Here is a 25,384-nt window from a genome sequence, read left to right as displayed (position 1 = left end):
ATTTTGTGTGTAGGCTTCTTCATTTGAAAATTATATCGCTGAAAAAGCCTTTACAGATAGGTTTGTGCAACAAAGCCGGTTATAACTATTTATATGGCGAGAATGGATCTAAGCAGAATGTAGCGCTAGGACGACAGTATTTAGAAAAAGCAATTGTTTTAAATGATCCTATTGCAATGGGGGTATTAGGAACTTGGCTTTACAATGAAAGTGAAGATCAAGAAGTGCTTGATCATTCAATTGAACTATTAAAGTCTGCCGCAGAACTAGATTCTCTCAATGCGATGGAAAATCTTTCAAAAGCTGTAGCTGAATCTGACAGTTATTTCTGGGCAGTTGAAGCCTACAAAAATGGGACAAAAGAACAAAGTATTTTAGAAATAGCGTATAAAGCATACTCTGAAGGCTTAGGTGTACCGAAGGATAAAGTTTTAGCAGATCGAGTACAGAAAAAGTTAAAAAACTTAGTTGAAAAAGAAGAGACTAGAAAAGCAGTTTTTGGTATTTAATTTTAATCGAAATAAAGAATTAAACTTTTGAATTTGAGAGAAAACAATAAATAAATTTTTTTAAACAACATTGTAAGGCTTTAACTATATCAATTGCATTAATACTGAGTTCAGTATCGACCTTTGCCGAAAATCCTTTAGTCACTCAGGCGAAAGAGTTGCAAACAGGTAGTGAAAAAGTGGGTATTGACCATCAAAAAGCCATTGTTTTACTAAAAAAAGCATCGGATGAAGGTGATGCTGAAGCGATGTATTTGTTGGCGCAATATTATCAAAAGATGGATTTAAATCCATATTTATTTGAAAGTAACCGTCAATATAAAAAATTGGCTTTTAATGCTGCAAGACTTGGTGATTATACTGCCATGTATGAAATATTCTTTGAATATTATAGTGATAAGCTTAATAATGGCGTTTCTGATTTAGAGCAACAAATTAAAATTTTAAAGCCAATCGTGAAAAATGATGCACAAATATCTGCTGATGCAATGATCATGATGGCATTTATTGCATCCAATGAATACTCAGATCAAGCATGTAAATGGTCATATTCTGCATTTAAAGCTGGAAGTAAACTTGATAATTTTGGTTTTGAAAGCAGCATCTGTTCATCTCAAGATTTAGTTAAATTAAAAGCCCCATCTCGAGAACAGATTACGGCTGAAGTACGAAATGTGTTAAATCAAAAGCTGTCTAAACTTAAACAACAGTCAGATCAGGGGCGTATTCTGGCTAAACTTGAGATTTTAGATGATAAACAGCTTTATGATGTTTCAGATATTTTTACTGATAAAGATCTTGTTGAAATACAAAAGCAAGTTCAAAAATTTTATGAAAAGCAGGCTAAACAAGGTCATGCAGATGCATATATTCATCTTGCTAAACAAGAAGTGGAGAATGATAAGAGACAGAAGTGGTTACTCAAAGCCATTGATTTAAATAGTACAGTTGCAATGAATCAGCTTGCCTTACAATGGATGTTTTTAGAAGATGACCCGAAATTGGTTCAGAAAGCTGAAAAATTATTAGAACGATCAGTTGCTCTTGGTGATGTGAATGGTATGAATCAGTTGGCAATATGGAAATATCGTCAGTTAACTGGGGAAAGTGATCAACAAAAATTGTTTCAAGAAAGTATCAATTTATTTAAGCGTGCCGCTGAAAAGGGACAACTGCAAGCAATGGATTCATTGGCTGTTATAGAGGATGAACCTGAAAATTATCAATGGGCAGTAAAAGCTTATGAAAATGGCAGTGATAATATAGATGTCCTAGAGTTAGCCCAAGTCGCTTTTGAAAAGGGTTTAGGTATTTCTAAAAATGTAGAAAAAGCCAAAGAAATTAAACAGCTCGTTGCCATTAAAAAGAAAATTGATAACATTCAATTTCCACCAAACTAAAAATAATGCTGTACTCATGTTTAAAATGGCATGAGTACAGAGCATCTTTTATTGTGGATTCGGTGGCACCATTTTATCTAGATCTTTATCTGAGATTTTATCTAGTTCATGCAAATCAGTTTTGATTTTCCACTGACTTTCATCTTCAACGGGTTGTGGTAAACGCGCTTCTAACCAGTCACAGACGACATCTGGTGGAAAGTCTGCGTGATTACATTGAATGACCCAAGCTAAAAATTGTTTTGCTTCACCATTCATATACGGTGGTGGTGAAACAGGTAAAAATTGAGTCGGAAGACGTTCATTTTTTGAAATATAATTCAGCACATGTCCCAATTCTTGTACCGTTTGCCAAGCCAAAGGGTGTTCGATATTAATCTGAAATTTAAACCACCATGCCGATTTTCCATCCGTACCATAACTGTCAATAAACGCTTTTTGCACACTTGGTACTTTACAAAAAAATTGATGTAAACGGTCAAAACTCAGTTCAGCCACAGTACAGCATCCATCCGACAAAAAACAATATCTTAGCAGATTGTATTTTAAATGACTTAAATGAAATCAAGTTAATATTAAAATGCCATTTCATATTGTGTATAAAATATTCATTATTTATCTCAGATTTGGCATTAAAATAACAACTAAACGGTTTTATGGTGGAGGTTGAGGTGAAAAACTTATTCAACTTGAGTGTAGTGACACTGATGTGTAGTGCATTTTCAACCACACTCTATGCAGATGCACGAGATTGGGCGGGGTATCGGAGTGTTGAACGTCGGCAGCATCAAATTCCAACGCAAACTTATCAATATACAGATCAAAACGGTTTGACACAGAGCAAGCAGATTCCCATTCGACCATCACAAAATTATGGGCAATGGGGAAATTCTTATCCAAATTATCCGCATTATCCACATCAAAACTATCCAAGTCGACCTTATCCTGTTTACCCACAACAGAATGGCGTGACGATTATTTATCAACAGCAATTTCCAACCCAGACACAGTCTTCGGGCAGCAGTTATGGTTATGTCAATGGTGACGGTGGGCGGATTGAAAGTTCACAATATATGCTGATTAGTGACTGGCGCCGTTATGGTTTGCCTGATCCTCAGGTCGGTATGCATTGGATCTATGAAAATGGGCGTTATATTCAAATCCCTAATGATCGCTAGAGCAATAAATATCGACCTCCAACATAATTCCCTTTCCTTGAGGAGAGGGGTAAGTGGTTTTTTAAGCCAGTTCATCGTCTTCTGGGCGTGGGGTTTTGCCATGTGGTACAGGATGATCGTGCTGTTTTTCCCGAATCACGGAAGGAAATTTCCATGAAGCAAAACGCACAATTAAAATGGAAATCGCTAAAATTAAAATTGAACCTGTAATAATAATTTGATCTATATCCGCTTTATGATCATGTTGAATGTCTGAAATTAGTAGCCGAGTCAGTGCCGTAATGGCAATATAAATCAAAAAGCGTACAGGCATATGGTTGGTTTTAAAGTAAATTCCAACCATTGCACCGAGTTCTAGATAAATGAATAACAATAAAATATCATCAATACTGGCATATTTTTTAACAGTTAAAATTTCTACAATGGTATGTACCGCCGACCATGCAATCATACAGCCAATAATAAAAAGTGCTAAATAATGAAAGGCTTCAACAGCAAGATTGCCAAATTTATCGAGGATTTTCTCAATTTTCTCTATACGCGGGTCTTTATTCATATCATCCTCCATTGCCTAAGTTTTAAGTTATTTAAAACCATGCAAATTTCATGCACATGAAAGGGAGTTGTGAAGCAAATAAAATTTTGAAAATATTAATCTGTCATTTAAGATCAATTTTGATAAAAATAAGGACAAATATGTATTTATATCGCCCCGTTGGATTATTTGAATACCGTTTAATTGAAAGTACAAATTTTCGAGCATTTCCACCACGTCTGTATTGGCAACCTATTTTTTATCCTGTACTCAATCAAAAGTATGCTGAAAAGATTGCATTAGATTGGAATACCAAAGATCAAGCGAGTGGTTACATCGGTTATGTCACACGTTTTGAGTTGGCAGATGAGTATTTGGCTCAATTTGAAGTACATACTGTAGGTGATGATTTTTGTCAGGAAATGTGGATACCTGCGGAACGTTTGGATGAGTTTAATCAGCAAATCATGGGTAAAATTGAAGTGGTTAATATTTTCAAAGGTGAGGCTTTTACTGAAAATGCCAAATTACCTGAGATATTTAAAACCAGCCCAGACGGTTCAAAAGAGTATTAATTATCAATGTACTTACCAACACACTTTAAACAAGAAGATTTAAAAGAACTTTTTGACTTAGTCGAAAACAATCCATTAGGGAGTTTAATGGTCGTTCATGAAGGTGAAATTGAAGCCAATCATATTCCTTTTGAGTTGGATCGTTCAGTAGATGCAAATGGAGTCCTGCGAGGGCATATTGCGAAAGCCAATCCATTATTTCATTTGTTGGACAATGACCAATCTGCTTATGTGATATTTCATGCCGATCAGGCTTATATTTCACCGAATTGGTACGAAGGTAAACAGGAGCATCATCGAGTTGTACCGACTTGGAATTATCGGGTGGTGCATGTGAAAGGGATGATTCGTAAAATAGAAGATGAAAAATATTTGCGTGGCGTGTTGGCTCGACTTACTCGAACGCATGAAGCGACTCAGCCATTACCATGGAAAATGGGTGATGCCCCGAATGATTTTATAGCAGAGCAATTAGAGAAAATTGTGGCGATTGAAATCAAAATAGATTCAATCATCGGTAAGTTTAAAGTCAGTCAAAATCGCAGTGCTGTAGATGCTGGAAATGTGGCGCAGGCGTTGGAAAATAAGAATACTCAAATGGCGGAGTCGGTGAGGAGGTATTATTTTAAATAATTCAAAAAAATATTAGCTTAGATGGGGTGCTTTATGATTTAAGTTAGTACTTTTATGTATTCAATCAAATCATCAAGAGCTGAATTTACAGAATTAATATTAACATGGTCAGCATAAATGATTCCTTCTACTAAGTTTGGGTATGAAAAAAATGGATCTTTGTGTAATTTAAACAAGAAAAAAATGGAGTTTTGGTTTCTCACAGCAACTTTTGAAAAGTCGTCAAAGGTTTCTTCTAACGTTAGTCTGTAATGAGTAGTTAGTTCATGATTTGTACTTAGGTTTTCTAAATAATTTTCTATAGTTAAATTATCATTTTTATAAATCGGGTCTTGTATTAAATTTTTTAAGCTCCCAATGAAGCTGGGAATATATGTTGGTGAATCAAAAGTTCCATATGAATGCTTATTAATATTCATTTTCAAAGCTATTAGATTCTTATGAGTGTACTTGTTAAGAATAGAAAAAGAGAATTCTTTTGTACCTATTTCTATAATATTCATTTTTAATATGATTTCCTTACTTTGGTGTAAAAGTAAAAGCTATAAAAAAACACCCCCAACTTTTACAAGTTGAGGGCATTGTCAAAGTTTAAAACTTTTTAAAATTTAGAGCTTAAGCCTGATTAGTAAAGTAATCTTCGCTAAAGCCCATAATCACTTCTGCGCCAGATTTGATTTTAGCAATACGTGAGCTTAGGTCAGGCAGCACGCGTTGAATGAAGTAATGTGTCAATGCCAATTTGTCTTGGTAGAATTGACCTTCTTTCGCTTTCGCAGCTTTAGCAATACGTGCAAACATATAAGTAAAGCTGAGTAAACCAACTGCATGTAAGTAATCAACCGCTACAGCATTAGAAAAATCAGCATGTTCCTTAGCACGTTCAAGAATACGCTGAGTCACCACTTCAATTTCAGTTGCAACGTCTAAAGTTGCATCTTTAATGAAGTTTAAGTCAGAATCTAGATCATTGGCAAAATCACGGATTTCTGCAATATATTCTGCAATAAATGCACCATTGCATTTAATGGTTTTACGACCAATTAAATCTTGTGATTGAACGCCGTTGGTTCCTTCGTAAATTTGTGCAATACGCAAGTCACGAACGCATTGTTCCATGCCCCATTCACGGATAAAGCCATGACCACCAAAGACCATTTGTGCATCAATTGCAGCATCAAATGCAGTATCTGTTAAATAGGCTTTTGCGATAGGTGTAAGCAGGGCAACACGGTTATTTGCAGCTGCTACAGCTTCAGCATCTGTAGAGAATTTAGTGATGTCAAGCTGTTGACCGACATACACTGCAAAAGCACGAGAGGCTTCGTTGTTTGCACGCGCATTCAACAACATACGACGTACATCACCATGAACAAGGATGCTGTCCGCAGGTTTGTTTGGAGATTGAACGCCTTGAGCACTACGACCTTGTAAACGATCTGTCGCATATTGCGCAGCATTTTGATAAGCGTATTCAGAAGCACCTAGACCTTGGATGCCCATCGATAAACGTTCGTAGTTCATCATCACGAACATTGCCGCTAAACCTTCGTTTTCTTTACCTACGAGGTAGCCTTTAGCAGCGTCAAAGTTCATCACGCAAGTTGCAGATGCTTTGATCCCCATTTTGTGTTCAATGGAACCCGGGCCTGCAGTATTGCGCTCGCCTAGAGAACCGTCAGCATTGACAATGAATTTCGGAACGATGAATAGAGAAATACCACGTGAACCCGCAGGTGCATCAGGTGTTTTTGCCAAAACAAGGTGAATGATGTTTTCAGCAAGATCATGATCACCACCTGTAATAAAGATTTTTGTACCTGTGATGTTATAAGTACCATCTGCATTCGGTTCAGCTTTGGTTTTGATAATCCCTAAGTCTGTACCTGCATGTGGCTCAGTCAAACACATGGTACCTGACCATTCACCAGAGTAAATTTTAGGCAGGTAAGTCTCTTTTTGTTCCTGAGATGCATAGCTGTTTAACGCCATACCTGCACCGACTGAAAGAAGCGGGTAGAGCATGAATGATGGGTTGGTTGCAAATAACATTTCATCTGCAAGTACAGTCAGCATTTTTGGCATGCCTTGACCGCCCCATTCTTCGTCAGCACCTAAGCCGATCCAACCACCTTCAGCATATTGTTTGAATGCTTCTTTAAAACCTGCAGGTGTAGTGACTTTGCCATTTTCATAGTGTGCACCTTCTTCGTCACCTGTACGGTTTAAAGGAAGGGTAACATTTTGTGCAAATTTAGCCATTTCTTCCAAAATAGCTTCAGCGGTTGCTGCATCTAAATGAGCAAGGTTTTCGTTCGCTTGCCAGAATTGCTCTGCATTAAAAACATCATTAAGAATAAAACGCATATCTGCAAGAGGCGCATTATAAATTGGCATAGTTCATTCACCTGTTTTTTGTTTGTATCTGTGTCAATCTTAGTCTAAAACAAAGCGTTCAATGGTGTTATTCAACCAAAGATTGATGATGTGTATTTATAAAGAAAAAGGACAATCAAAGCTATGACTGTCCTTTCTCGATTTCTGCACGCATGGGTACAGTTTTTTAATCAATTAAAATGCAAAGTGTTCAGCATCTAAAGTCATTAAAGGCTCTAGACCGCCTGCAATTACGTCTACGTGTGAGCGTACACGTGGCAAGATTTTCTTGAAGTAGAAGCGTGCAGTGGTTACTTTGGCATTGTAGAAATCTACATCGGTTGTACCTGCTGCTAAAGTTTCTTGTGCAACAAGTGCCATACGAGCCCATAAGAATGCAAGTGTTACATAACCAGAGAAGTATAAGTAATCAACTGCTGCAGCACCCACTTCGTCTGGATTTTGCATTGCTTTCATACCGATTTGCATGGTTAGATCACCCCACTCTTTATTCAGCGCAGCAAGTGGTTCTAAGAATTCTTTTAATTCAGCATTGTCTTTGTTTGCTTCGATAAATTTATGGATGATCTTAGTGAAGTCTTTCAACATTGCACCTTGAGTACCTAAAACTTTACGACCTAGCAAGTCAAGTGCTTGAATTTCAGTTGTGCCTTCGTATAAGCAAGAGATACGTGTATCACGTACGATTTGCTCCATACCATGTTCAGAAATAAAGCCATGACCACCAAAGACTTGAACACCGTGTTTTGCAGATTCTGAACCAGTTTCAGTTAAGAATGCTTTCGCAATTGGTGTTAATAAAGACAAAATATTGTCAGCAAATTTACGATCTTCTTCTGTCGCACCTTGTTCGACAATGTCGGCATATTGAGACAAGAAGTAAACAAGCGCACGACCACCTTCAGCAAAAGCTTTCTGCGTCATTAACATGTTACGTACAGCAGGGTGCACGATGATTGGATCTGCTTCTTTTTCAGGTGCTTTAGGGCCAGAAAGTGAACGCATCGCTAAACGTTCTTTCGCATAAGCAAGCGCGCCTTGGAAAGAAGATTCAGAAGCGGTTAAACCTTGAACAGCCGTACCAATACGTGCAGTGTTCATGAAAGTAAACATGCAGTTTAGACCGCGATTTTCAGGGCCGATCAAGAAACCTTTTGCGTTATCAAAGTTGATGACGCACGTAGCATTACCATGGATCCCCATTTTGTGTTCAATCGAACCACAACGCACCGCATTACGCTCACCTAGAGAGCCATCTGCATTGACATTGAATTTTGGTACGATGAATAGAGAAATACCTTTGGTGCCTTTCGGTGCACCTGGTAAACGTGCCAATACGATATGGATGATGTTCTCAGCCATGTCGTGTTCGCCTGCTGAGATAAAGATTTTCTCACCAGAGATTGCATAGCTACCATCTGCTTGTGGTTCAGCTTTAGAACGGATAATCCCCAAGTCAGAACCTGCATGAGATTCTGTTAAACACATGGTACCCGTCCATTCACCTGACACAAGTTTTGGTAAATAGGTATCTTTTTGTTCAGCAGAACCGTGATGTTCAATGGTACGTACTGCACCATGAGACAAACCAGGATACATACCCCATGCCCAGTTTGCAGAACCTACCATTTCAGAAATAACGGTACCTAATGAACCAGGTAAACCTTGACCGCCATGTGCTTCTGGTACAGAAAGCGATGGGAAACCAAGTTCAATATATTTTTGATATGCTTCTTTGAAGCCAGTTGGTGTAGTTACTACACCGTCATTCCATGTACAGCCTTCACGGTCGCCTACTTGATTGAGTGGAGAAAGTTCATTTTCACAAAAGTCAGCCGCAGCTTCTAAATATTGGTCAACCAACTCACGGCTTACGGTGTCAGAAAATGCAGGGAGTTTAGCGTAGTGTTCTTCGACATTTAATAATTCATGTAAAACGAATTGCATATCACGTAAGGGTGCTTTGTATTGTGGCATATCGGTTTCCTCAATACTGGTTAAACCAGATTTATAATCCTAATAAATACGATGCATGTCTTCATCGACACATAGTTGTTATGTACATCGTGCAACAACTTATAATAACGTACAAGTATTTCTGTGTGATTTCTCTGTGACTGTAAAGTCAAAGAAAAATAGTATCAATCTTGTAAGTCCCTTGAGTGTAAACAGTTTTATAAAGAAATTATGTTCACAAATAGTCAAAATCGTAAAAAGATATTTCCAAACATGCGTTTGTCAGAATGACGAATTCAAAAAAATTAGTCAGTACATAATTGCTTTACTTTTATCTCAAAAAACATAAAAAGTGTGGCATTTTTGGCTGATCACTACGCTTTCATTGAAGGTCAGTCATTTTTCTATTTTAGTTTAAAAAAATCGCCCCGAAAGGCGATTTAATCTCACAGTTTTTGAAATTTTATGATGCTTTTATATCTGTTATCGGGGGAATAGATTGCATCGGTTACACAGATTTTTGTGCTTGGAACTTAACTACACATGTTCCAGTAATAGTTTTTTCGCCTAATTTGACTTGAATAGGTTGGCCATTATTTTGTCCTGCACAAGCTTTTTGAACTTGTTCATGAAAAGCTTGACGTTCAGTACGCTTTTGTTCACGTTGCTGTTGCAATTGTGCACGTTGTTCTTCGGTCATTTGTTGCATATGATGTTGACCACGATGATGATCGCGCATCATACGACCTTGAGCTTGACGAAATTCGCTTCGCATCTCACGTAATGCTTTACGATCTGCTTTAAACACCATATTACATGTGCCATCTACAGTTTTGTCACCTGCTTTTAGTTGGGTCGTTTGACCTATTGTTTTACCATCACAGGCTTTTTGAACCTGTTCATGAAAAGCTTGACGTTCAGCACGCATTTGTTTGAAGTGGGCACGTTGTTCAGGACTCATCTGACGGTCATGGTGGTGTCTCATCATATGCCCAGCATATTCAGGCTTTGAACTAGACGTCGATTGACAGGCAGTTAATGCCCCCATACTCAGAATACTAGCAGCAACAAGTGCGATTTTGGTGTGGGCTTGCATTATGTCTACTCCAATGATCTTATCAATATTTTCAATGCTTAAAGATTAAATAATAATGATGTAGAAACAATGGAGGGCATTTTTTCACATGGTTGGTTACAATGAATAATAAAGAAGAATATGTGTGAGAGTTAATTTGAACATACGCCGAGTCCCCATCGCATTACGCTTATTTTTGACGGTTTTACTTACGACCTTAGTGATTACGACCGTCAGTTTGGGTGTGTTGCATTGGACAATGCAGAAAAATTTCGCGAAATATGTTGCAGATGTAGAGATGCAAAAACTTGATCATTTGATTGAAAATTTAGCGAGCGTATATGGTTTATACCATGACTGGGGCAATGCTGTTCAGGCACAAATTTTACAAATTGAAGGGGAAGCTGCACCTGATGATTATGATAAATTATCACACTGGTGGTTGCGACGTCAGTATGATATTGCCTTGCAACAGCGTTATTTTAAAGAGCATACTTTAGTCAGTCAGATCAGCCAAGATTCGGGCATGAATCAAAGAAAACTTGATCCTGCTGAATTGCAAATGCTGCAAGAAAATTTACCTTCCGAATATCAACCTTTTGAAGGTTTAAAATTTCCCTTAAGTGCTAATCAAAACTTTTTTAAACCAGTTGAAAAAAATAATAAGAGTCAAACAGCGGTATCTTCTTTGAAGCAAGAAGGTAAAAAACGTTTTATTTCAATGCCTGACCGTTTAGGTTTGAGTTCTCGTTTATCTTTATATGATGCGAAACATCAATTCATTATTGGTGAGCCATCAGAAGATCAAGTCTCATTTCGTCCGATTATTGTCAAAGATCAAGTCGTGGGTTATTTGGGCTTAAAACCTGTTTTAGATCAGGATGATGCTTTAAGTATTAATTTTTTTAGTAATCAAAAGCGCTTTTTACTGCTCATTTATATTTTATCTGTGATTGCAAGTTTAGTTGCAGCATTATTATTAGCAACTTATTTTAAAAAGCCGATTCAACGCTTATTACATGCAACACGTGAGTTAACCCAAGGGAATTATCAACATCAAGTTGTCGTTAAGCGAAATGATGAGTTGGGTGATTTATCTAAAGAAATTAATCAGTTGGCAGTTATCTTGGATCAGCATGAACATTCACGTCGTCAATGGGTCGCAGATACATCACATGAACTGAAAACACCTTTAGCGGTGTTGCAGGCGCAAATCGAAGCCATGCAAGATGGGATTAGAAAACCAACACCAGAACATTTTGATTCGATGTTGCGTCAAGTTACCAGTTTGAAGAAATTGACCCAAGATTTGGCAGATTTAGCGCAAGCTGAAGCACAGCAACTGACATGCTATTTTGCTGACGTAGATCCGTGGGATGTAGTTTTGCAAGAAGTTGAAAACTTTAGACCGAAATTTGAACAAGCCAATTTATCAATTCAAGTTAGTGGTGAAGGTACAAAATTACAATTAGATATAGATCGTTTTAAACAAATTATGGTGAACTTGTTGGGCAATAGTATTCGCTATACTGAAGCAGGTGGTGAAGTACAGATTCATACCGTACAAGATACACAAAGTTGGACGATCTATGTTGATGATAGTCCATTGGGTTTAAGTGATGAGCAATTGGCAAAACTTGGTGAGCGTTTTTATCGAGTGGATGATTCTCGGACACGTAGTACAGGTGGTACAGGTCTAGGTTTGGCATTATCAGGTAAAATTGCCCAAGCCTTAGGTGGTAAGTTGAGTTTTGAGCATTCTCCATTGGGTGGTTTGCGTTGTAAATTAACTTTCCCAAAATAAACAAAGTGTTAAAAGAGGAAAATACAACATGAAGCATATTATGCTTGTCGAAGATGAAGTGGAACTTGCGCAATTGGTGCGAGATTATCTAGAAGCAGCAGGCTTAGAAGTCAGTATGTTTCATGATGGACAAGAAGCTTACGATAGCTTCTTGCAACGTAAACCGAGTTTAATGATTTTAGACTTGATGGTACCGCGTATGGATGGCTTAACCATTTGCCGTAAAGTGCGTGAACAGTCTGATTTACCTATTATTATGGTCACTGCACGTACAGAAGAAATTGACCGTGTTTTGGGCTTAAATATGGGCGCGGATGATTATGTCTGTAAACCGTTTAGCCCTAAAGAATTGGTGGCACGTGTCCAAGCTGTGTTACGCCGTTTAGAACGTAAAGCAGAGCCTGAGGAAAATAATTTATTCCGCATGGATAAAGCACAACAACGCATTTGGTATCAACAAAAATCGTTGAATTTAACACCAACTGAGTTCCGCTTATTGGAGTTATTCTTAGAGCATGTGGGGCAAGTGTATTCACGTGCACAGCTTTTAGACCATATTAATCCAGACAGCTTTGATGTTGCTGACCGTGTTATTGATAGTCATATCAAGAACTTACGTCGTAAAATTTCAGAAGCGGCGGAAACAGGCAATCGTCATGAATGGGTACAAGCGGTTTATGGTGTAGGCTACCGTTTTGAATATCCAGAAGATTAAAAAAGTTACAATTTGAAACATAATTTGTGGATAAACACAGGTTTATCCACAGATATTGGGTATAAGTGTTGATAACAGCAATTAAAAAACAGACAATCAATTTCATATTTATATGATGAAAACGACGTTGAATCATGTATTTTATAAAAATGATACTTCACTCTTTGAACTCGTTTTGATCTTGATCTTTTGTGAACGTAACACAATCGAATAACATCTATAGAAAAATGACATGTCTAACACCTCTGATTATTACCATCTTCGTCGATTTTTTGCAGTGCTGTTTTTTCTTTCTGCTTTTGGCTGTCTAATCGCATTTTTGAGTACAGGTTTGCAGCATTATATTTTGCTTGTTGTTATGGTTATTTTGTTTATTTTGACTTATTTTATTGCACCATATTCACAAGGAAGACGAAGCTGGAAGTCGGATGTAGCACAAGAGTTTATGCTTGATCAGTGGTTTATTGAAGGTTTTTTTCATATTTTTGTTTTTTTAATGCGTACTGTGATTTCTTTCATTCGACACCTTGTAAATTAAACAATTATTAAATGGCTGAATGTATCGCGAGTACTTGTTTTTGTTTTTTAGTCAATTGCTCTGTCACCAATTGATAAGAGGTCTCGACTAAATCTTCAATCAACTGTGCATCAATTTTTTCACCCGCATAGATTGAAATCCAGTGTTGTTTATTCATGTGATAGCCTGTATGAATAGAGGGATATAAATCCCGTAAAATTTCAGATTGTTCAGGCGTACATTTGAGATTAATAATTTTCTGAGTTGCATGTTTAAAACTCATCATAAAAATTTTATTCATGACTTTAAAAACACGAACATCTTCACCAAAAGGATAGCTGAGTTCAGCCAAGGGAAGCTGTGCTGCGATCTGTATCGCCAATGTCTGAATCTCATCTTCATGCATGTTTTTATTTCCTATATCAAGCACAGATTATTTATGGATAAATCGTGATTATGGTTCCATCATCCACCAATTTCCAGATTTCATCCATGTCGACATTGCGAACAGCAACACAGCCCCATGTCCAATCTTTTTGTGGCAAATAGGTCATGAGTTTGGGGAGTTTATTGACTTGTGTAGTGGTTGCAGAACCATGAATCATAATATCACCACCCGCAGAAACACCAAGTTTTTTGGCTTTGGCTTGGTCTTGTGCATTGGGATACGATACATGTAACGACTTATAAAATGCACTTTTCGGATTACGCCAATCTAAAATATATTGTCCTTCAGGGGTTTTACCATCGCCTTCTTGAACTTTATGTCCAATGGGATTAAAGCCCAAACGCATGGGATAGCTTTGAATGATTTGATCACGATGCATGAGTTTAATTAGGCGTTTAGCTTTATACACTTTAACTTCGGTTATGGGGGTATTTTGGCGAATCTGTTGAATTTGTGCGGTAGAAAAATTTTCAACCTGTATCTCTTGTGATGCGGTCGGTAAATATTGATTATATTTTTGATAAGCAAAAGCCCCTGCAATTGCAAGAATAATCAAGGTGATCAAGAAAATAATGTTTTTATTCATTGTTAAAATAACTTGTTTATTTAACCAATATTTTATAAAAAATGAGTTACTTATGTCGTGGTGATATTGTTTAAATTTTCTCTTGAATGACAATGGGTAGGACAAGCTACCCATTGGTAATTTAACATTGATTTATGAGGAACAACTCACCATGACTTCAGGCACATCACTAGGTAAAGGTGCTAAGTCTTCAGCTTTTTCCAGATTACTTTGTTTGCTGAATGGTTGACTGAGTAATTTAAACAGACGATTTACTTCTGAAAAATCATTACGTTCCGCCAGTTCAATCGCTTTTTGTGCCATGTGATTTCGTAAAATATACACAGGATTGGCTTTAAGCATTTCTGCATCGAGTTGCTCCGTGTCTTGGTTTGTTCGAATACTTTCATATTGTGCTAAGAAACTTTCAAACTGACGACGGTCTAAGCAGTCATCTTTAATGGCTTCATAGTGTTTGTTCTGTAACCGAATAAAACTGTCGGTATAGTCGAGTTGCTCTGTTTGTAGAATTCTTAAAAATGCCATGGCACAGTCAAAACTATCTTTATGGAAGCTTGGTAGCCCCATTTTCTGACATAAACCATGGGTATAATGTTCTAAGAATGTTGGCTCAAAATGTTCCAAACAAGCGGCAAGGTCTTGTTTAAATTGCTCTTTGTTTTCAGGTGTTGCCAAAGGAATTAAATTGTTGAGCCAATTCCATAAATTCCAATGCGCAATACTCGGTTGGTTTTGGTAGGTATAACGACCATTGTAATCACTGTGATTGTTGATCCAATTCGGGCGGAAACGCTCCATAAAACCATAAGGTCCAAAGTCTAAAGTTGAACCTGTAATGTTTAAATTATCGGTATTCATCACACCGTGGGCAAAACCTACCAATTGCCATTTTGCAATCATGACGGCTGTATTTTGAATGACTTTGGTGGCAAAGGCCAAAATCGGTTGTTCAGCATCAAGACATTCAAGATAATGCCATTTGATGCATTTTTCGGTAAATTCTTTGAGTAATTCAGGCTGATATTGATTGATCCATTCAAAATGTCCCAAACGAATATGACAGTCAGATGTACGAAGCATCATTGCACCCAATTCGAGTTTTTCACGTTGTACGCCTTGTTCAGAAGTTGTGAATCCGACGGAATTACTTGAGGGTACGCCTAGAGAATTCAGCGCATGACCTGCGAGATATTCACGAATTACTGAACGCAGTACTGCACGACCATCGCCCATACGCGAGTAGGGTGTTGAGCCTGCACCTTTTAAATGCAAGTCGATGGTTTGACCTTTTTTATTTAAAACTTGGGCAATCAATAAACCTCGTCCATCACCGAGTTGTCCTGCCCATTGTCCAAATTGATGTCCTGCATAGACCATTGCCAAAGGGTGAAATTCAGCAAAGGTTTTTTGTCCGCTACAAATTTCAACCCACTGCGCTTTTTCATCCGCAGACCATTGCAGATCATCCGCAAGTGCTTCATTGAAATGTCCTGCTTTTGCCCCTTTGAGTGGTGAGGGCATTTGCTCATGGTAGAGTTTTGGGTTGAGGGATGGGTAGCGAGGATTAAATTTCATAACAGATCATCACAATGGCTTTGTGAAAACTATAGCAAAGTTATAGGATAAGCTGTGCAAATTAAAAAGAATGACAACATGATTGAACAAGTAGAAGTAGAGCAGTTACCAATTTTTGCTAAAAATAGTGTGGCAGAGATAGGCTGTGTCAATGTTGCACTCGATGAAGTGTTGAAAGGAAAAGGCTACCATTCATTTTTTGAACAAAGTGACGGCTTAGGTGAAGCAGAAATTTTTCTATTTAAGCTTGATCGAGAGTATTATTTTATTCATGTTTATAAAGAATCAATCCAATTTTCTGAAATTTACACGACAAGTTTAAAATCTTCACAACACTCATTTCAAAGTTTATTCGAAGCTTTAAACTTATCTTTCAGTGAGATGGAAGTTCATTATGAAAATTTCGAAATTCAATATATTTCAATTCAAAACCAACTTAATCTACGATAAAAAATATTGTATCAGTTATCTTTATCAAACGAAGAAAGGGCTTTAAAAAGCCAAAAGAAAAGCCCCATTTTGGAGCTTTTCAGTCAATTCAGATTAAGAAACGACGTTCTTTTTAATGCCGCGCATTAAAGTTTCTAAACGTGAACGATGGTAACTCAGTTTTTGTTCAACCAACTGAAAATCAACTTTAAGTTTGCCATCCATTTGGTGAATTTTTTCAGCAACAGCGGCTTTTTTCGCTTGAATCTCTTGCTCTTTTAACTTCGCCCAATCATTGAGCGTATGGGTAAATGCCTCATATTCTTGCGCCACTTTTTGTTTCATTGCCAAAATATCAGCATTCACATCATGTCCATACACAGCCAAGTCTTGTTCAGCGTATTTAAACTTCATTGCCAATTCTGCTTTTTTAATATTAAAGCTTGGAATACGGCGTAAATTTTTTGCTAAGCCAACTTTAGAGCAAGTCCAGATGAGCCATTTTGTTGGATCATATTGCCACCATTTCACACCATTACGGTAGTCGTACTGGAAAATGTGATGATAGTTATGATAACCCTCCCCCCATGTTGCAATGGCAAGAATAAAGTTGTCACGTGCTGTATTTTCGTCTGTATAAGGACGTTTGCCCCACATATGACACAATGAATTAATGAAGAAGGTGACATGGTGGCTAAATATTAAGCGCAATAGACCGCCTAATAACAACACGCCCCACATATCACCAACAGCCCAACCAATTGGCAATAAAATCGCAGCATGAACGATGATGACCAATGGGATGTAATATTTGTCTTGGAACATGACAATTTTGTCATTCAGTAAATCTGGTGCATTTTTATAATTGGCTTCTGAGGCAGGATAGTTACGTAACATCCAACCGATATGTGCATACCAAAAACCGTTATTAATCGAATATGGATCTTGGTCAACATCATCGACATGACGATGGTGAGTACGGTGACCTGAAGCCCAAAACAAAATACTGTTCTGAACGGCAAAAGTTCCCATGATCATTAAAATAATTTTAAGCGGCACAGTCGCTTCATAAGCACGATGTGCCCATAAACGATGGTAACCGGCAGTAATACCTAAACTACTTAAACCAAGTAGTACGAATAAGCTGATCCACGCCGCAGTACTGAAATCATGATGCCAAGCATATAAAGGAATGGCGATCAGTGCGACGATAGGTAAAAAAACTAACGCAAATACACCGATCCAGTTAATTGGGGCTTTGGGTAGGGGAGCATTCATCTCCAACAGCACTCCTAAGAACCTTAAAGTATGAGGTAAAAATATGATACAGCCAACGACTTTTTATAGGGCTGTAATGGGTGAATTTTAACATGCTATAACAGCTATCCACTAGCATTATTGTACAACTGTATTGTACGAAACAGTAACAGAATAAAACATCATTTTGATGGGATTAATCGGAAAAAAGAAACAGCGAAGTTTGTGCAAATTTAAGTTAATTTATGTGTGGGAAATGTGCATGAAACTTCGCTTAGTTTTTGATTTTATATATAAAGTTACATTTCATTTGTGGGGTTTAAATAAAATAAAAACAAAAATCCACAATTTTAATGCGGCATTATTGCTTTTGCTGTAGGGCTATTTGCATCATTTTAGGAAAATCGGTAATTAAACCTTGAACGCCTAGTTCACGTAAATGTTTGGCACGCTCAATGTCATTGACTGTCCATACACTGATGTTGAGTTGTGCCGCTTGCGTTTTTTTAATGATGTCATCATGAGCAAGTTGATCCATCCAACCGATTTGAACACAGTTAAGATCAAGCGCTTGTTCAATTGCACGTTCACCGATGTCCTTTTCAATGAGTAAGCCTTGTTTAAATTGGGTACCTTGTTGTTTTAAAGCGTGATGAATTTTCAGATCAAAACTGGTGATCACCGCGTTGTGTTCAAAACCTTGTAATTGGCGTTGTAATTCTAAAGTTAATTTTTCAGCTTGTGCTTCTGTTTCAACTGCTTTCACTTCCACTTCAATATGTTGAAAGTCTTGCATGATCTGCAGTGATTGTTTCAGTGTAGGCGTGACTTGTTTTGCCCAATCCATCCAAATATGTGCTTGGTTGTAGGTGTCCAACTCGGTACTTTTTAGGGGATATAGTGCTTGTTCAACGCCTGTAGTCCTCAAAAAATTATCATCATGCATAATGATGAGTTCGTCGTCTTTGAGTTGGCGTACATCAAACTCAACCGCACGAATACCTAAGTCATGGATGTATTGAAATCCCCCCAAGGTATTTTCTGGTGCTTCGCCACGTGCGCCACGATGTCCGATAATTTTCATAATGAGCCCTGTTTGGTCAATCTAACAAGAAAGATGATTGTTGTTCTGCCCAAAATATTCAATAGAGATGATTAAATTTCTTGTATGTCGAGTTGTCATTTATATTGAATTTATAATGGAGGTTCCCTCTCCTTTTAAAAGGAGAGAGCTAGGGAGAGGATTGCTATAAATAATTCCACCTCATTTATATCAATTTTTGATCAAATCGTCTCATTAATATTTTTTGCCATAGTACTTCGCTACCGCCTTCCGCTCGTTGTAAAGTGCGTGATGCGACAAAGAACCAGTCCGATAAACGATTCAGTAATTGTAAAGCGGTTGCTTGAATATTTTGATCACGTGTATGCACGGTCATCAAACTGCGTTCTGCGCGGCGACATACAGCACGTGCTTGATGGGCATAACTACATACAATTGTGCCTGCTGGTAAAATAAAATCTTTTAACATTGGCAGGTCTTCGTTCATACGGTCAATGTCTTGTTCAAGAAATTCCACACAAATCGGTTGTAGTAAGTTGTAATTTGGAATACATACTTCACCGCCTAAATCAAATAGCCAATGCTGAATCAGGCTTAAAGATTTGTCCCAATCTGCTTTTTTCTCAATTGTGCTGAGTGCAATTTGGGAACGTAAAACACCCACAATGGAGTTGAGTTCATCGACATCGCCCAAAGCTGCAATGCGTAAGTCATCTTTTGCAATACGAGAGCCATCACCTAAACCTGTGGTGCCTGCATCACCTGTACGCGTATAGATTTTACTTAAACGGTGTCCCATAATTTTTCCTTGAAAGTTTTAAAACTCAATGACATTAAAAAGGATAATGCCTTCATCATGGCATTATCCTCAAAAGTTTTTGTCTAAGCTTAAAGCATCTTAGTATTTAAATGTCACACCAACAGACGCTTGGCGTCCTGAGTTAATGTAATATTCATCTGCATAATAGTTTGCAGTTTTATATTTCACATCACCCATGTTTTTAATATTTGTGAACAGTTTAGCGTAAGGACTGATATTCCAATAGGCATTTAAATCTACAGTTGCATGCCCAGGTAGTGTTGCTGAATTGGCTGAATTTGAAATTTTCGATGTCGACTTCGCAATCACCGATGTACTGATTCCATAGGTTTGATTTTCTAAACCTGCTGTTACCGTGAAAGATTGGCGAGGACGACGAATTAATTCGTAACCTGTGTCTTCATTTTCTGTTTTCACATAAGCATATTCAGTGGTTAAAAATAAATCATCTTGATTCCATTTCAAACCGACTTCACCACCTGTCATTTTGGCTTTGCTGACATTCTGATAGGTTGAATCAGGATATCCATATGTGTATTCGATCAAGTTTTTTACTTTAGTTTGATAAATAGACGTATAAGCTGATAAGCCATAAGCAAGCTTTTGATCAAGTCCTATTTCATAAGAAAGACTTTTTTCAGGTTTCAAGTCTGGGTTGCCATAGGTATTGCCCCATTGCGTATCTTCGTAAATGTAATACAGTTGGTTCCCTGTAGGTGCTTTAAATGCACTGCCAATGTTTGCATAAATACTGGTTAATGGTGCAATTTGGATTCGCCCAGCAAGTTGACCCACAGTGTGTGTTCCAAATTGATCATTGTCTTCTACACGCACCCCAGCTTGGGTATGAACACCTGCATGATCATATTGATGCTGAACATAATAGCCGACTGAGTCTAGACTTTTAGATTTTCCAATGATTGATAAGCTTTCTATATCTGCATTATTTAATGAAGCACCGATCAATACATTTTGATGTTCGCTAAATTTCCAACGTAAATTGAGATCAGCTTCGTTACGTTCTGTATTGAAATAACTGAGGTATGATTTCCCTGTTAACTCATCTTTAAAATTAGAATAACGTGCATTTAAAATTAAATCAGGCGTGAAATTAAAGCGACCATTGACATTAATTAGACGGTTAAAGAAATCTTGAGTACCACCATAGTAAACATTGGTCCCTTTATTCTCACTTAAGCTGACAGCAGCACCATATTGTTCTTGTTCATAGCCCACTTTAGCGCTGTAGCCTTTTTGGTCATAAGATGCACGATTTTTATCTTTATTGGTGACGGTTGTTCCATCACTCTCAAGACGTTGGCTGCGAACTTGCGCATAGATGCCATCTTGAGCGAAGTCTGCACCAACTACAGTTTTATAAGTCTTATTTTCAGCCATTTCGCCTGTGACGAAAAATTGGGGTTTGGTTGGAATTGCTGAACGGACATTAATCACACCACCGATGGCATCTGTACCATATTGAACAGAAGCGGGGCCTTTTAAGACTTCAATTTGACCCGCATCACTTAAATCAATATAGGGAATACTTGCACCACCATCTAATGCGGTATTTAGACTTGCACCATCTTTTAAAAACAACACATGTGTTGAGTTTGTACCACGAATGAACGCAGATGTTTGTTGACCAATACCACCGCTTTGTACAATATTTAGAGCCGCTTCACGTTGCAATAATTGACCTAAATCTGCAATTGGAGACTGTTGAATCGTTTTTTGGTCAATGACACTAATACGTACAGGGACTTCATTCACTTTTGCTTCAGCACGTGTTGCTGTAATGACGACAGGGTCTAAGGTAATAATGTCTTGAGTTGTTGGTGTTGCCGCAAAAACAGTAGTAGAAATCCCCATCGCAGCAGCGACAGCACCTACAAGCGCAGTAGGTTTAAAAAAAGTAGACATGATATGCTCCATACATTCACCCCACGTGAATGATTGAGTTGAAAGGCACAACAAGCTGGTATCCGGACTTAAATATAGAATGTTTGACATTCCTCTTATTTCTACCTTCCCATACTGAAGTACAGTGGCTTAAATTTAAACATTTAAATGAAATAAGATTCTTTATTACCGTTGCGGGGGCAGTGTTGGATTTGCACCAACTTCCCAAAGCCAAAGCTATAGGCTTGTTATATTTGTGCGAAGTATAAAGTTAGATATTCAATTAAACAATCTAAAAAACAGTAAGAAAAAAATGAAAGAATTGAGATTTAAAAATAGTGCGAAAGAAAAAATTACAGTGATTATTGAACCGTGGGCGATAGAACTTGAAATCGAACCCGATGTAAAAGTTTTAATCAAAGATGATTTAGGTGAAGAATTAGATTTTGAAATGGAATATTTTATTAAAGGTGTTATTTTTTATTGTAATAATAGTCAGATATCGGTGTATGGAGATAGCCAAAAAATATTTTAAGAGCAAACTTAAAACAAAACGGACAGGATTAAAAAAATTGCATTACAATGACGGTGTTAAAATAGAAACAACCTCTATTTTATAAAATGGAATTAGAGTTAGAACGATGCGAACACGTGCCAAAATTTGTGGAATCACCCGTACAGAAGATATTCATGCTGCAATCAATGCAGGTGTGGATGCGATTGGTTTGGTGTTTTATGCACCAAGTCCACGTGCTGTCAGCATTCAACAAGCGAAAGTTCTAGCACAACATATTCCTGCTTATGTCAGTATTGTTGGCTTATTTGTCAATGCAAGCAGCGAGGAGATCGCACAGGTGTTGGCAGAAGTTCCATTGGATATTTTACAATTTCATGGCGATGAAACAGCTGCACAGTGCCAAAAAATTGCACAAGACAATCAACGCCGTTGGTATAAAGCCATCCAAGTCAAAGTAGATTTAGATGTGATTGCAGAGATTGAGCAATATCAACAGGCAGGTGCAAGTGCTATGCTTCTTGATGCATGGCATCCTGAACTGAAAGGTGGAACAGGACACAGTTTTGATTGGGAAAAATTCCCAAAACTTGATCTGCCTTTAATTTTGGCGGGTGGTTTAAAACCCGAAAATATTGAAGATGCGATCAAGATAACAGCTGCTTATGCAGTCGATGTCAGTGGCGGTGTAGAGTCCGCAAAAGGTATAAAAGACCAACAACTTATTCAACAGTTTATGCAAGGAGTCCAACGTGGATCAGCACAGTAATCAACAAGATCAAGTGATTGACTATACCCAATTTCCTGATGCAAAAGGGCATTTTGGGATCCATGGTGGACGTTTTGTATCAGAAACTTTGATGGCGGCGTTAGAAGATCTAGAAAATCTTTATAACCGCATGAAAACAGATGAAAAGTTCTTGGCAGAATTTGACCGTGATTTGGCATATTATGTGGGTCGTCCAAGCCCTTTATATCATGCTGAACGTTGGTCGAGAGAGTTGGGTGGTGCACAAATTTATTTAAAACGTGAAGACCTTAATCACACAGGTTCTCATAAAGTGAATAACACCATTGGACAAGCTTTACTGGCTAAACTTTCAGGCAAAAGACGTATTATCGCTGAAACGGGTGCAGGTCAGCATGGTGTAGCAACCGCGACAATTGCAGCACGTTTAGGGATGGAATGTGTGGTTTACATGGGCGCAGAAGATGTTAAACGTCAAGCCATGAATGTGTACCGTATGCGTTTGTTAGGTGCAAAAGTTGTGCCTGTAGAAAGTGGTTCTAAAACATTAAAAGATGCATTAAATGAAGCGATGCGTGATTGGGTGACCAATGTTGATTCTACTTATTATGTGATTGGTACTGTGGCAGGCCCACATCCATATCCACAATTGGTGCGTGATTTCCAATCGATCATTGGTCGTGAAGCACGTAAGCAAATTCTAGAACAAGCAGGTCGTTTACCTGATGCTTTAGTGGCATGTGTTGGTGGTGGTTCAAATGCGATGGGCTTATTTTATCCATTTTTAAACGATCAAGATGTAAAAATCTATGGTGTCGAAGCAGCAGGCTATGGCATTGAAACAGGGAAACATTCAGCACCACTCAATGCAGGTCATGTGGGGGTATTACATGGTAACCGTACTTACCTGATGTCAGATGAACAAGGTCAAATCATTGAAACACATTCAATCTCTGCGGGTCTAGATTATCCAGGTGTAGGTCCTGAGCATAGTTTCTTAAAAGATATGCACCGTGTTGATTATGTTCCGATCAATGACACTGAAGCACTGCAAGGTTTCCGTGATTTAACTCAAATTGAAGGGATTATTCCTGCACTAGAAAGCTCACATGCGATGGCATACGTGACCAAACTTGCACCGACGATGGATAAAGATCAAATCATCATTGCAACTGTTTCTGGTCGTGGTGATAAAGACTTGATGACGGTTGCCCGCATTGATGGTGTAGAAATGGTCGATATGTAAATATCTAGCAAGATGCTTTTGCATAGCTTTTGAACAAAAATCCTCCTAATTTAAGGGGGATTTTTTTGTCTAAAAATTCACAGAAGATGCACAGACCTACGCTTGTTCAATTCGGGATAATAGCGACGATAGATCATTATGTTTAAAAATTAAAATGTCAAATTTTGTTCAATTGATACGTGCAGAAGAATTTCCCGAAAAAATTACATGGCAATGGCGCGATAGTTTTGCTTTATTGATTATCCCACTCATTTTCTTAAATGGGGCATTTTTAGAGCGTCTTTGGGGGATGAGTGCCAATGTTGCGTTAGGTGATTCAATTTTTCGTGGCATTTTATTCGCCATCGTATGTTATTTATATAAAGACATGCTCTATGCGCATTGGCAGAAATATAAACGCGCGTTTTGGCGTTCGAGTGTGTTGGTTATTGTTGGGGCTGTTTTGTTGCAAGTGGTGGTCTCCATCACTCGACAATTTTTACCGATAATTACAGATACAAACACTGAACAGACCGCGCTGATTGATTCTAAAACTATTCCATTTTTTAGTTTATTCATGATTAGCCTTGGACCTTTATTTACAGCTTTACTCGAAGATATTGTGTTTCGCTATACTTTATTGCAAAAGCTTTTTATCACGCCGTGGCTGTGGCGTGTGCTTTTAGTGTTGTTCAACTCTATTTTATTCGGTTTGATTCATTATCATAACTTTGATGGGAATGTGATTGCGACCATCAGTTTTATGACAGCAGGTTTGTTTTTAAATCTTATTTATTTGTGGACGCGCAATATTTGGCATGTGTTATTGATTCATTTTTTCAATAATGCCGTATTATCATTAGGTGCTTTAATTTTACTCAAATTTTTACATGTGGCTGGTGCTGTATAAAGGATTGGAAATGCCAAGTTTGTTTATTGTGATGTTGGGTGGTCGTCATGCACGTGCCAATACTGAAGTGCATGATGTTGTGCTTGCTGTGGGAGACTCACTTGAAGACATTTATCCGCAATTGAAAAGTGCATGGTTTGGTGAGCAAAAAGGTTTACATATCGATGCTTGGATGAAAGTTTCTGGTCTTGAGTTTGAAAATAAAAAATATCAAATTCAGTGGAGTAATGCGCAGCCGAATGCATCTGAGCAAAAGTTGTGGCTGATCAATTTGGGCGGTTACGATGCCCATGAGTTTGGTGAGTTACACCGCTATGTATTGGTGGTGGCACAAAATGCGAAGGCTGCTAAAGAAAAGGGCAAGGCATATTTTGCACAGCATTGGCAAAAACAACATACTGACCGTGTATTGGATGTTGATGATTGCATCGCGATAGACCATGTATATGGGCGTTATGTGCAATTGCGTGAAGGTGAATTTAAACAAGAATATTGGGAAAATACCTATTTAACACTTTGAATTACAATACAACAGTCCGTATGGTAGCGGAATGATTCTTATCATAAATATAGATAAGCAATGAAGAAAAATATCAATAGTGTAAATACATTA

Annotated in this window: 26 protein-coding genes, 1 pseudogene and 1 riboswitch; of the genes and pseudogenes, 14 read left to right on the top strand and 13 right to left on the bottom strand. The window is 37.8% G+C overall.

Going from position 1 to position 25,384, the window contains the following annotated elements; all coding sequences use genetic code 11:
• Together HX129_RS14570 and HX129_RS14565 are read left to right on the top strand one after the other, a co-directional pair.
• Positions 1–509 (top strand): SEL1-like repeat protein (locus HX129_RS14570; protein WP_502872677.1); only part of this gene is annotated, 509 nt, incomplete at its 5' end.
• 158 nt (positions 510–667) lie between these two features.
• Positions 668–1,909 carry a tetratricopeptide repeat protein gene (locus tag HX129_RS14565; protein ID WP_286434521.1) on the top strand — a complete coding sequence of 414 codons (1,242 nt, stop codon included), beginning with the start codon at positions 668–670 and terminating at the stop codon, positions 1,907–1,909.
• Positions 1,910–1,957: 48 nt separating this feature from the next.
• Here the strand turns inward: HX129_RS14565 and HX129_RS14560 are convergent, their stop codons facing one another.
• Positions 1,958–2,407 (bottom strand): hypothetical protein, encoded by a 450-nt coding sequence (locus HX129_RS14560; protein WP_180045254.1) that lies wholly within the window; start codon positions 2,405–2,407, stop codon positions 1,958–1,960.
• Between the two features lie 173 nt (positions 2,408–2,580).
• Here HX129_RS14560 and HX129_RS14555 point away from each other — a divergent pair, with 173 nt between their 5' ends.
• Positions 2,581–3,087 carry an RcnB family protein gene (locus tag HX129_RS14555; protein WP_174493289.1) on the top strand — a complete coding sequence of 169 codons (507 nt, stop codon included), beginning with the start codon at positions 2,581–2,583 and terminating at the stop codon, positions 3,085–3,087.
• Between the two features lie 61 nt (positions 3,088–3,148).
• Here the strand turns inward: HX129_RS14555 and HX129_RS14550 are convergent, their stop codons facing one another.
• A complete protein-coding gene (locus tag HX129_RS14550; RefSeq protein WP_130074195.1) occupies positions 3,149–3,643 on the bottom strand; it encodes a phosphate-starvation-inducible protein PsiE in 495 nt (164 codons plus the stop codon).
• 140 nt (positions 3,644–3,783) lie between these two features.
• On the opposite strand from HX129_RS14550, the gene HX129_RS14545 reads away from it, so the two are divergent.
• Positions 3,784–4,197 (top strand): ADP-ribosylation/crystallin J1, encoded by a 414-nt coding sequence (locus HX129_RS14545; protein ID WP_180045256.1) that lies wholly within the window; start codon positions 3,784–3,786, stop codon positions 4,195–4,197.
• 6 nt (positions 4,198–4,203) lie between these two features.
• Entirely contained in the window at positions 4,204–4,830 is a 627-nt protein-coding gene (locus HX129_RS14540) for an FMN-binding negative transcriptional regulator (RefSeq protein ID WP_286434527.1), read from the top strand.
• A 38-nt stretch (positions 4,831–4,868) separates the two neighbouring features.
• Here the strand turns inward: HX129_RS14540 and HX129_RS14535 are convergent, their stop codons facing one another.
• The 4 genes from HX129_RS14535 to HX129_RS14520 all read right to left on the bottom strand — a co-directional run bounded on the left by HX129_RS14535 (position 4,869) and on the right by HX129_RS14520 (position 10,279).
• Positions 4,869–5,333 carry a hypothetical protein gene (locus tag HX129_RS14535; protein WP_218946268.1) on the bottom strand — a complete coding sequence of 155 codons (465 nt, stop codon included), beginning with the start codon at positions 5,331–5,333 and terminating at the stop codon, positions 4,869–4,871.
• Positions 5,334–5,445: 112 nt separating this feature from the next.
• The gene (locus HX129_RS14530) at positions 5,446–7,227 is read right to left on the bottom strand and encodes an acyl-CoA dehydrogenase C-terminal domain-containing protein (protein ID WP_286434529.1); all 1,782 of its coding nucleotides are present in this window, start codon (positions 7,225–7,227) and stop codon (positions 5,446–5,448) included.
• A 174-nt stretch (positions 7,228–7,401) separates the two neighbouring features.
• Positions 7,402–9,204 (bottom strand): acyl-CoA dehydrogenase C-terminal domain-containing protein, encoded by a 1,803-nt coding sequence (locus HX129_RS14525; RefSeq protein ID WP_174493285.1) that lies wholly within the window; start codon positions 9,202–9,204, stop codon positions 7,402–7,404.
• A gap of 487 nt (positions 9,205–9,691) precedes the next feature.
• On the bottom strand, positions 9,692–10,279 hold the full coding sequence (locus tag HX129_RS14520; protein WP_286434531.1) for a hypothetical protein: 588 nt from the start codon (positions 10,277–10,279) through the stop codon (positions 9,692–9,694).
• A 136-nt stretch (positions 10,280–10,415) separates the two neighbouring features.
• On the opposite strand from HX129_RS14520, the gene baeS reads away from it, so the two are divergent.
• From baeS to HX129_RS14505, 3 genes are all read left to right on the top strand, one after another.
• Positions 10,416–12,062 carry a sensor histidine kinase efflux regulator BaeS gene (baeS, locus tag HX129_RS14515; protein WP_174493626.1) on the top strand — a complete coding sequence of 549 codons (1,647 nt, stop codon included), beginning with the start codon at positions 10,416–10,418 and terminating at the stop codon, positions 12,060–12,062.
• Positions 12,063–12,090: 28 nt separating this feature from the next.
• On the top strand, positions 12,091–12,777 hold the full coding sequence (locus HX129_RS14510) for a response regulator (protein WP_111861215.1): 687 nt from the start codon (positions 12,091–12,093) through the stop codon (positions 12,775–12,777).
• Between the two features lie 232 nt (positions 12,778–13,009).
• Positions 13,010–13,315: a hypothetical protein gene (locus tag HX129_RS14505; protein ID WP_286434534.1), complete on the top strand. Its 306-nt coding sequence runs from the start codon at positions 13,010–13,012 to the stop codon at positions 13,313–13,315.
• A 7-nt stretch (positions 13,316–13,322) separates the two neighbouring features.
• Here the strand turns inward: HX129_RS14505 and HX129_RS14500 are convergent, their stop codons facing one another.
• The 3 genes from HX129_RS14500 to HX129_RS14490 form a co-directional block, all read right to left on the bottom strand.
• Positions 13,323–13,700: an MmcQ/YjbR family DNA-binding protein gene (locus HX129_RS14500; protein ID WP_130074204.1), complete on the bottom strand. Its 378-nt coding sequence runs from the start codon at positions 13,698–13,700 to the stop codon at positions 13,323–13,325.
• A 31-nt stretch (positions 13,701–13,731) separates the two neighbouring features.
• Positions 13,732–14,328 (bottom strand): L,D-transpeptidase family protein, encoded by a 597-nt coding sequence (locus tag HX129_RS14495; protein ID WP_130074205.1) that lies wholly within the window; start codon positions 14,326–14,328, stop codon positions 13,732–13,734.
• 132 nt (positions 14,329–14,460) lie between these two features.
• Entirely contained in the window at positions 14,461–15,903 is a 1,443-nt protein-coding gene (locus tag HX129_RS14490; RefSeq protein WP_286434536.1) for a protein adenylyltransferase SelO, read from the bottom strand.
• Between the two features lie 54 nt (positions 15,904–15,957).
• Here HX129_RS14490 and HX129_RS14485 point away from each other — a divergent pair, with 54 nt between their 5' ends.
• Entirely contained in the window at positions 15,958–16,353 is a 396-nt protein-coding gene (locus HX129_RS14485; protein ID WP_286434538.1) for a hypothetical protein, read from the top strand.
• Positions 16,354–16,446: 93 nt separating this feature from the next.
• On the opposite strand, the gene HX129_RS14480 is transcribed toward HX129_RS14485, so the two are convergent.
• The 4 genes and pseudogenes from HX129_RS14480 to HX129_RS14465 form a co-directional block, all read right to left on the bottom strand.
• The gene (locus HX129_RS14480; RefSeq protein WP_286434540.1) at positions 16,447–17,610 is read right to left on the bottom strand and encodes an acyl-CoA desaturase; all 1,164 of its coding nucleotides are present in this window, start codon (positions 17,608–17,610) and stop codon (positions 16,447–16,449) included.
• 340 nt (positions 17,611–17,950) lie between these two features.
• Complete coding sequence (locus HX129_RS14475; protein WP_180045263.1) at positions 17,951–18,673, bottom strand: glycerophosphodiester phosphodiesterase; 723 nt, start codon at positions 18,671–18,673, stop codon at positions 17,951–17,953.
• A gap of 200 nt (positions 18,674–18,873) precedes the next feature.
• A pseudogene (locus HX129_RS14470) lies at positions 18,874–19,451 on the bottom strand (cob(I)yrinic acid a,c-diamide adenosyltransferase).
• Between the two features lie 99 nt (positions 19,452–19,550).
• On the bottom strand, positions 19,551–21,395 hold the full coding sequence (locus tag HX129_RS14465; protein WP_286434544.1) for a TonB-dependent receptor plug domain-containing protein: 1,845 nt from the start codon (positions 21,393–21,395) through the stop codon (positions 19,551–19,553).
• Positions 21,396–21,431: 36 nt separating this feature from the next.
• Positions 21,432–21,638, bottom strand: a riboswitch (cobalamin riboswitch).
• Positions 21,639–21,687: 49 nt separating this feature from the next.
• Between HX129_RS14465 and HX129_RS14460 the strand changes: the two genes are divergently transcribed.
• From HX129_RS14460 to HX129_RS14440, 5 genes are all read left to right on the top strand, one after another.
• Positions 21,688–21,909: a hypothetical protein gene (locus tag HX129_RS14460; protein WP_286434546.1), complete on the top strand. Its 222-nt coding sequence runs from the start codon at positions 21,688–21,690 to the stop codon at positions 21,907–21,909.
• A 106-nt stretch (positions 21,910–22,015) separates the two neighbouring features.
• Positions 22,016–22,657 carry a phosphoribosylanthranilate isomerase gene (locus tag HX129_RS14455; protein ID WP_286434548.1) on the top strand — a complete coding sequence of 214 codons (642 nt, stop codon included), beginning with the start codon at positions 22,016–22,018 and terminating at the stop codon, positions 22,655–22,657.
• The gene (gene trpB / locus HX129_RS14450; RefSeq protein WP_130074214.1) at positions 22,641–23,882 is read left to right on the top strand and encodes a tryptophan synthase subunit beta; all 1,242 of its coding nucleotides are present in this window, start codon (positions 22,641–22,643) and stop codon (positions 23,880–23,882) included. The genes HX129_RS14455 and trpB overlap by 17 nt, the downstream gene beginning before the upstream one ends.
• Positions 23,883–24,036: 154 nt before the next feature.
• Positions 24,037–24,771: a CPBP family intramembrane glutamic endopeptidase gene (locus HX129_RS14445; RefSeq protein ID WP_286434551.1), complete on the top strand. Its 735-nt coding sequence runs from the start codon at positions 24,037–24,039 to the stop codon at positions 24,769–24,771.
• 10 nt (positions 24,772–24,781) lie between these two features.
• Positions 24,782–25,291 carry a DUF1543 domain-containing protein gene (locus HX129_RS14440; RefSeq protein WP_286434553.1) on the top strand — a complete coding sequence of 170 codons (510 nt, stop codon included), beginning with the start codon at positions 24,782–24,784 and terminating at the stop codon, positions 25,289–25,291.
• Positions 25,292–25,384 lie beyond the last annotated feature (93 nt).

It is taken from the genome of Acinetobacter sp. 251-1 (assembly GCF_030329305.1).
Classification (GTDB): domain Bacteria; phylum Pseudomonadota; class Gammaproteobacteria; order Pseudomonadales; family Moraxellaceae; genus Acinetobacter; species Acinetobacter piscicola_A.
The sequence above is the reverse complement of the archived record's forward strand: the minus strand, read 5'-3'. Positions and strand labels throughout refer to the sequence as shown.

Excerpts from the sequence above, each read along its gene's own strand:
- HX129_RS14505 (WP_286434534.1), top strand. The coding sequence starts at position 13,010 with ATGTCTAACACCTCTGATTATTACCATCTTCGTCGATTTTTTGCAGTG.
- HX129_RS14445 (WP_286434551.1), top strand. The coding sequence starts at position 24,037 with ATGTCAAATTTTGTTCAATTGATACGTGCAGAAGAATTTCCCGAAAAA.
- HX129_RS14500 (WP_130074204.1), bottom strand. The coding sequence starts at position 13,700 with ATGCATGAAGATGAGATTCAGACATTGGCGATACAGATCGCAGCACAG.
- HX129_RS14495 (WP_130074205.1), bottom strand. The coding sequence starts at position 14,328 with ATGAATAAAAACATTATTTTCTTGATCACCTTGATTATTCTTGCAATT.
- HX129_RS14540 (WP_286434527.1), top strand. The coding sequence starts at position 4,204 with ATGTACTTACCAACACACTTTAAACAAGAAGATTTAAAAGAACTTTTT.
- HX129_RS14525 (WP_174493285.1), bottom strand. The coding sequence starts at position 9,204 with ATGCCACAATACAAAGCACCCTTACGTGATATGCAATTCGTTTTACAT.
- HX129_RS14440 (WP_286434553.1), top strand. The coding sequence starts at position 24,782 with ATGCCAAGTTTGTTTATTGTGATGTTGGGTGGTCGTCATGCACGTGCC.
- HX129_RS14460 (WP_286434546.1), top strand. The coding sequence starts at position 21,688 with ATGAAAGAATTGAGATTTAAAAATAGTGCGAAAGAAAAAATTACAGTG.
- HX129_RS14480 (WP_286434540.1), bottom strand. The coding sequence starts at position 17,610 with ATGAATGCTCCCCTACCCAAAGCCCCAATTAACTGGATCGGTGTATTT.
- HX129_RS14545 (WP_180045256.1), top strand. The coding sequence starts at position 3,784 with ATGTATTTATATCGCCCCGTTGGATTATTTGAATACCGTTTAATTGAA.
- HX129_RS14465 (WP_286434544.1), bottom strand. The coding sequence starts at position 21,395 with ATGTCTACTTTTTTTAAACCTACTGCGCTTGTAGGTGCTGTCGCTGCT.
- HX129_RS14490 (WP_286434536.1), bottom strand. The coding sequence starts at position 15,903 with ATGAAATTTAATCCTCGCTACCCATCCCTCAACCCAAAACTCTACCAT.
- HX129_RS14510 (WP_111861215.1), top strand. The coding sequence starts at position 12,091 with ATGAAGCATATTATGCTTGTCGAAGATGAAGTGGAACTTGCGCAATTG.
- HX129_RS14535 (WP_218946268.1), bottom strand. The coding sequence starts at position 5,333 with ATGAATATTATAGAAATAGGTACAAAAGAATTCTCTTTTTCTATTCTT.
- HX129_RS14550 (WP_130074195.1), bottom strand. The coding sequence starts at position 3,643 with ATGAATAAAGACCCGCGTATAGAGAAAATTGAGAAAATCCTCGATAAA.
- HX129_RS14520 (WP_286434531.1), bottom strand. The coding sequence starts at position 10,279 with ATGCAAGCCCACACCAAAATCGCACTTGTTGCTGCTAGTATTCTGAGT.
- HX129_RS14455 (WP_286434548.1), top strand. The coding sequence starts at position 22,016 with ATGCGAACACGTGCCAAAATTTGTGGAATCACCCGTACAGAAGATATT.
- HX129_RS14475 (WP_180045263.1), bottom strand. The coding sequence starts at position 18,673 with ATGAAAATTATCGGACATCGTGGCGCACGTGGCGAAGCACCAGAAAAT.
- HX129_RS14530 (WP_286434529.1), bottom strand. The coding sequence starts at position 7,227 with ATGCCAATTTATAATGCGCCTCTTGCAGATATGCGTTTTATTCTTAAT.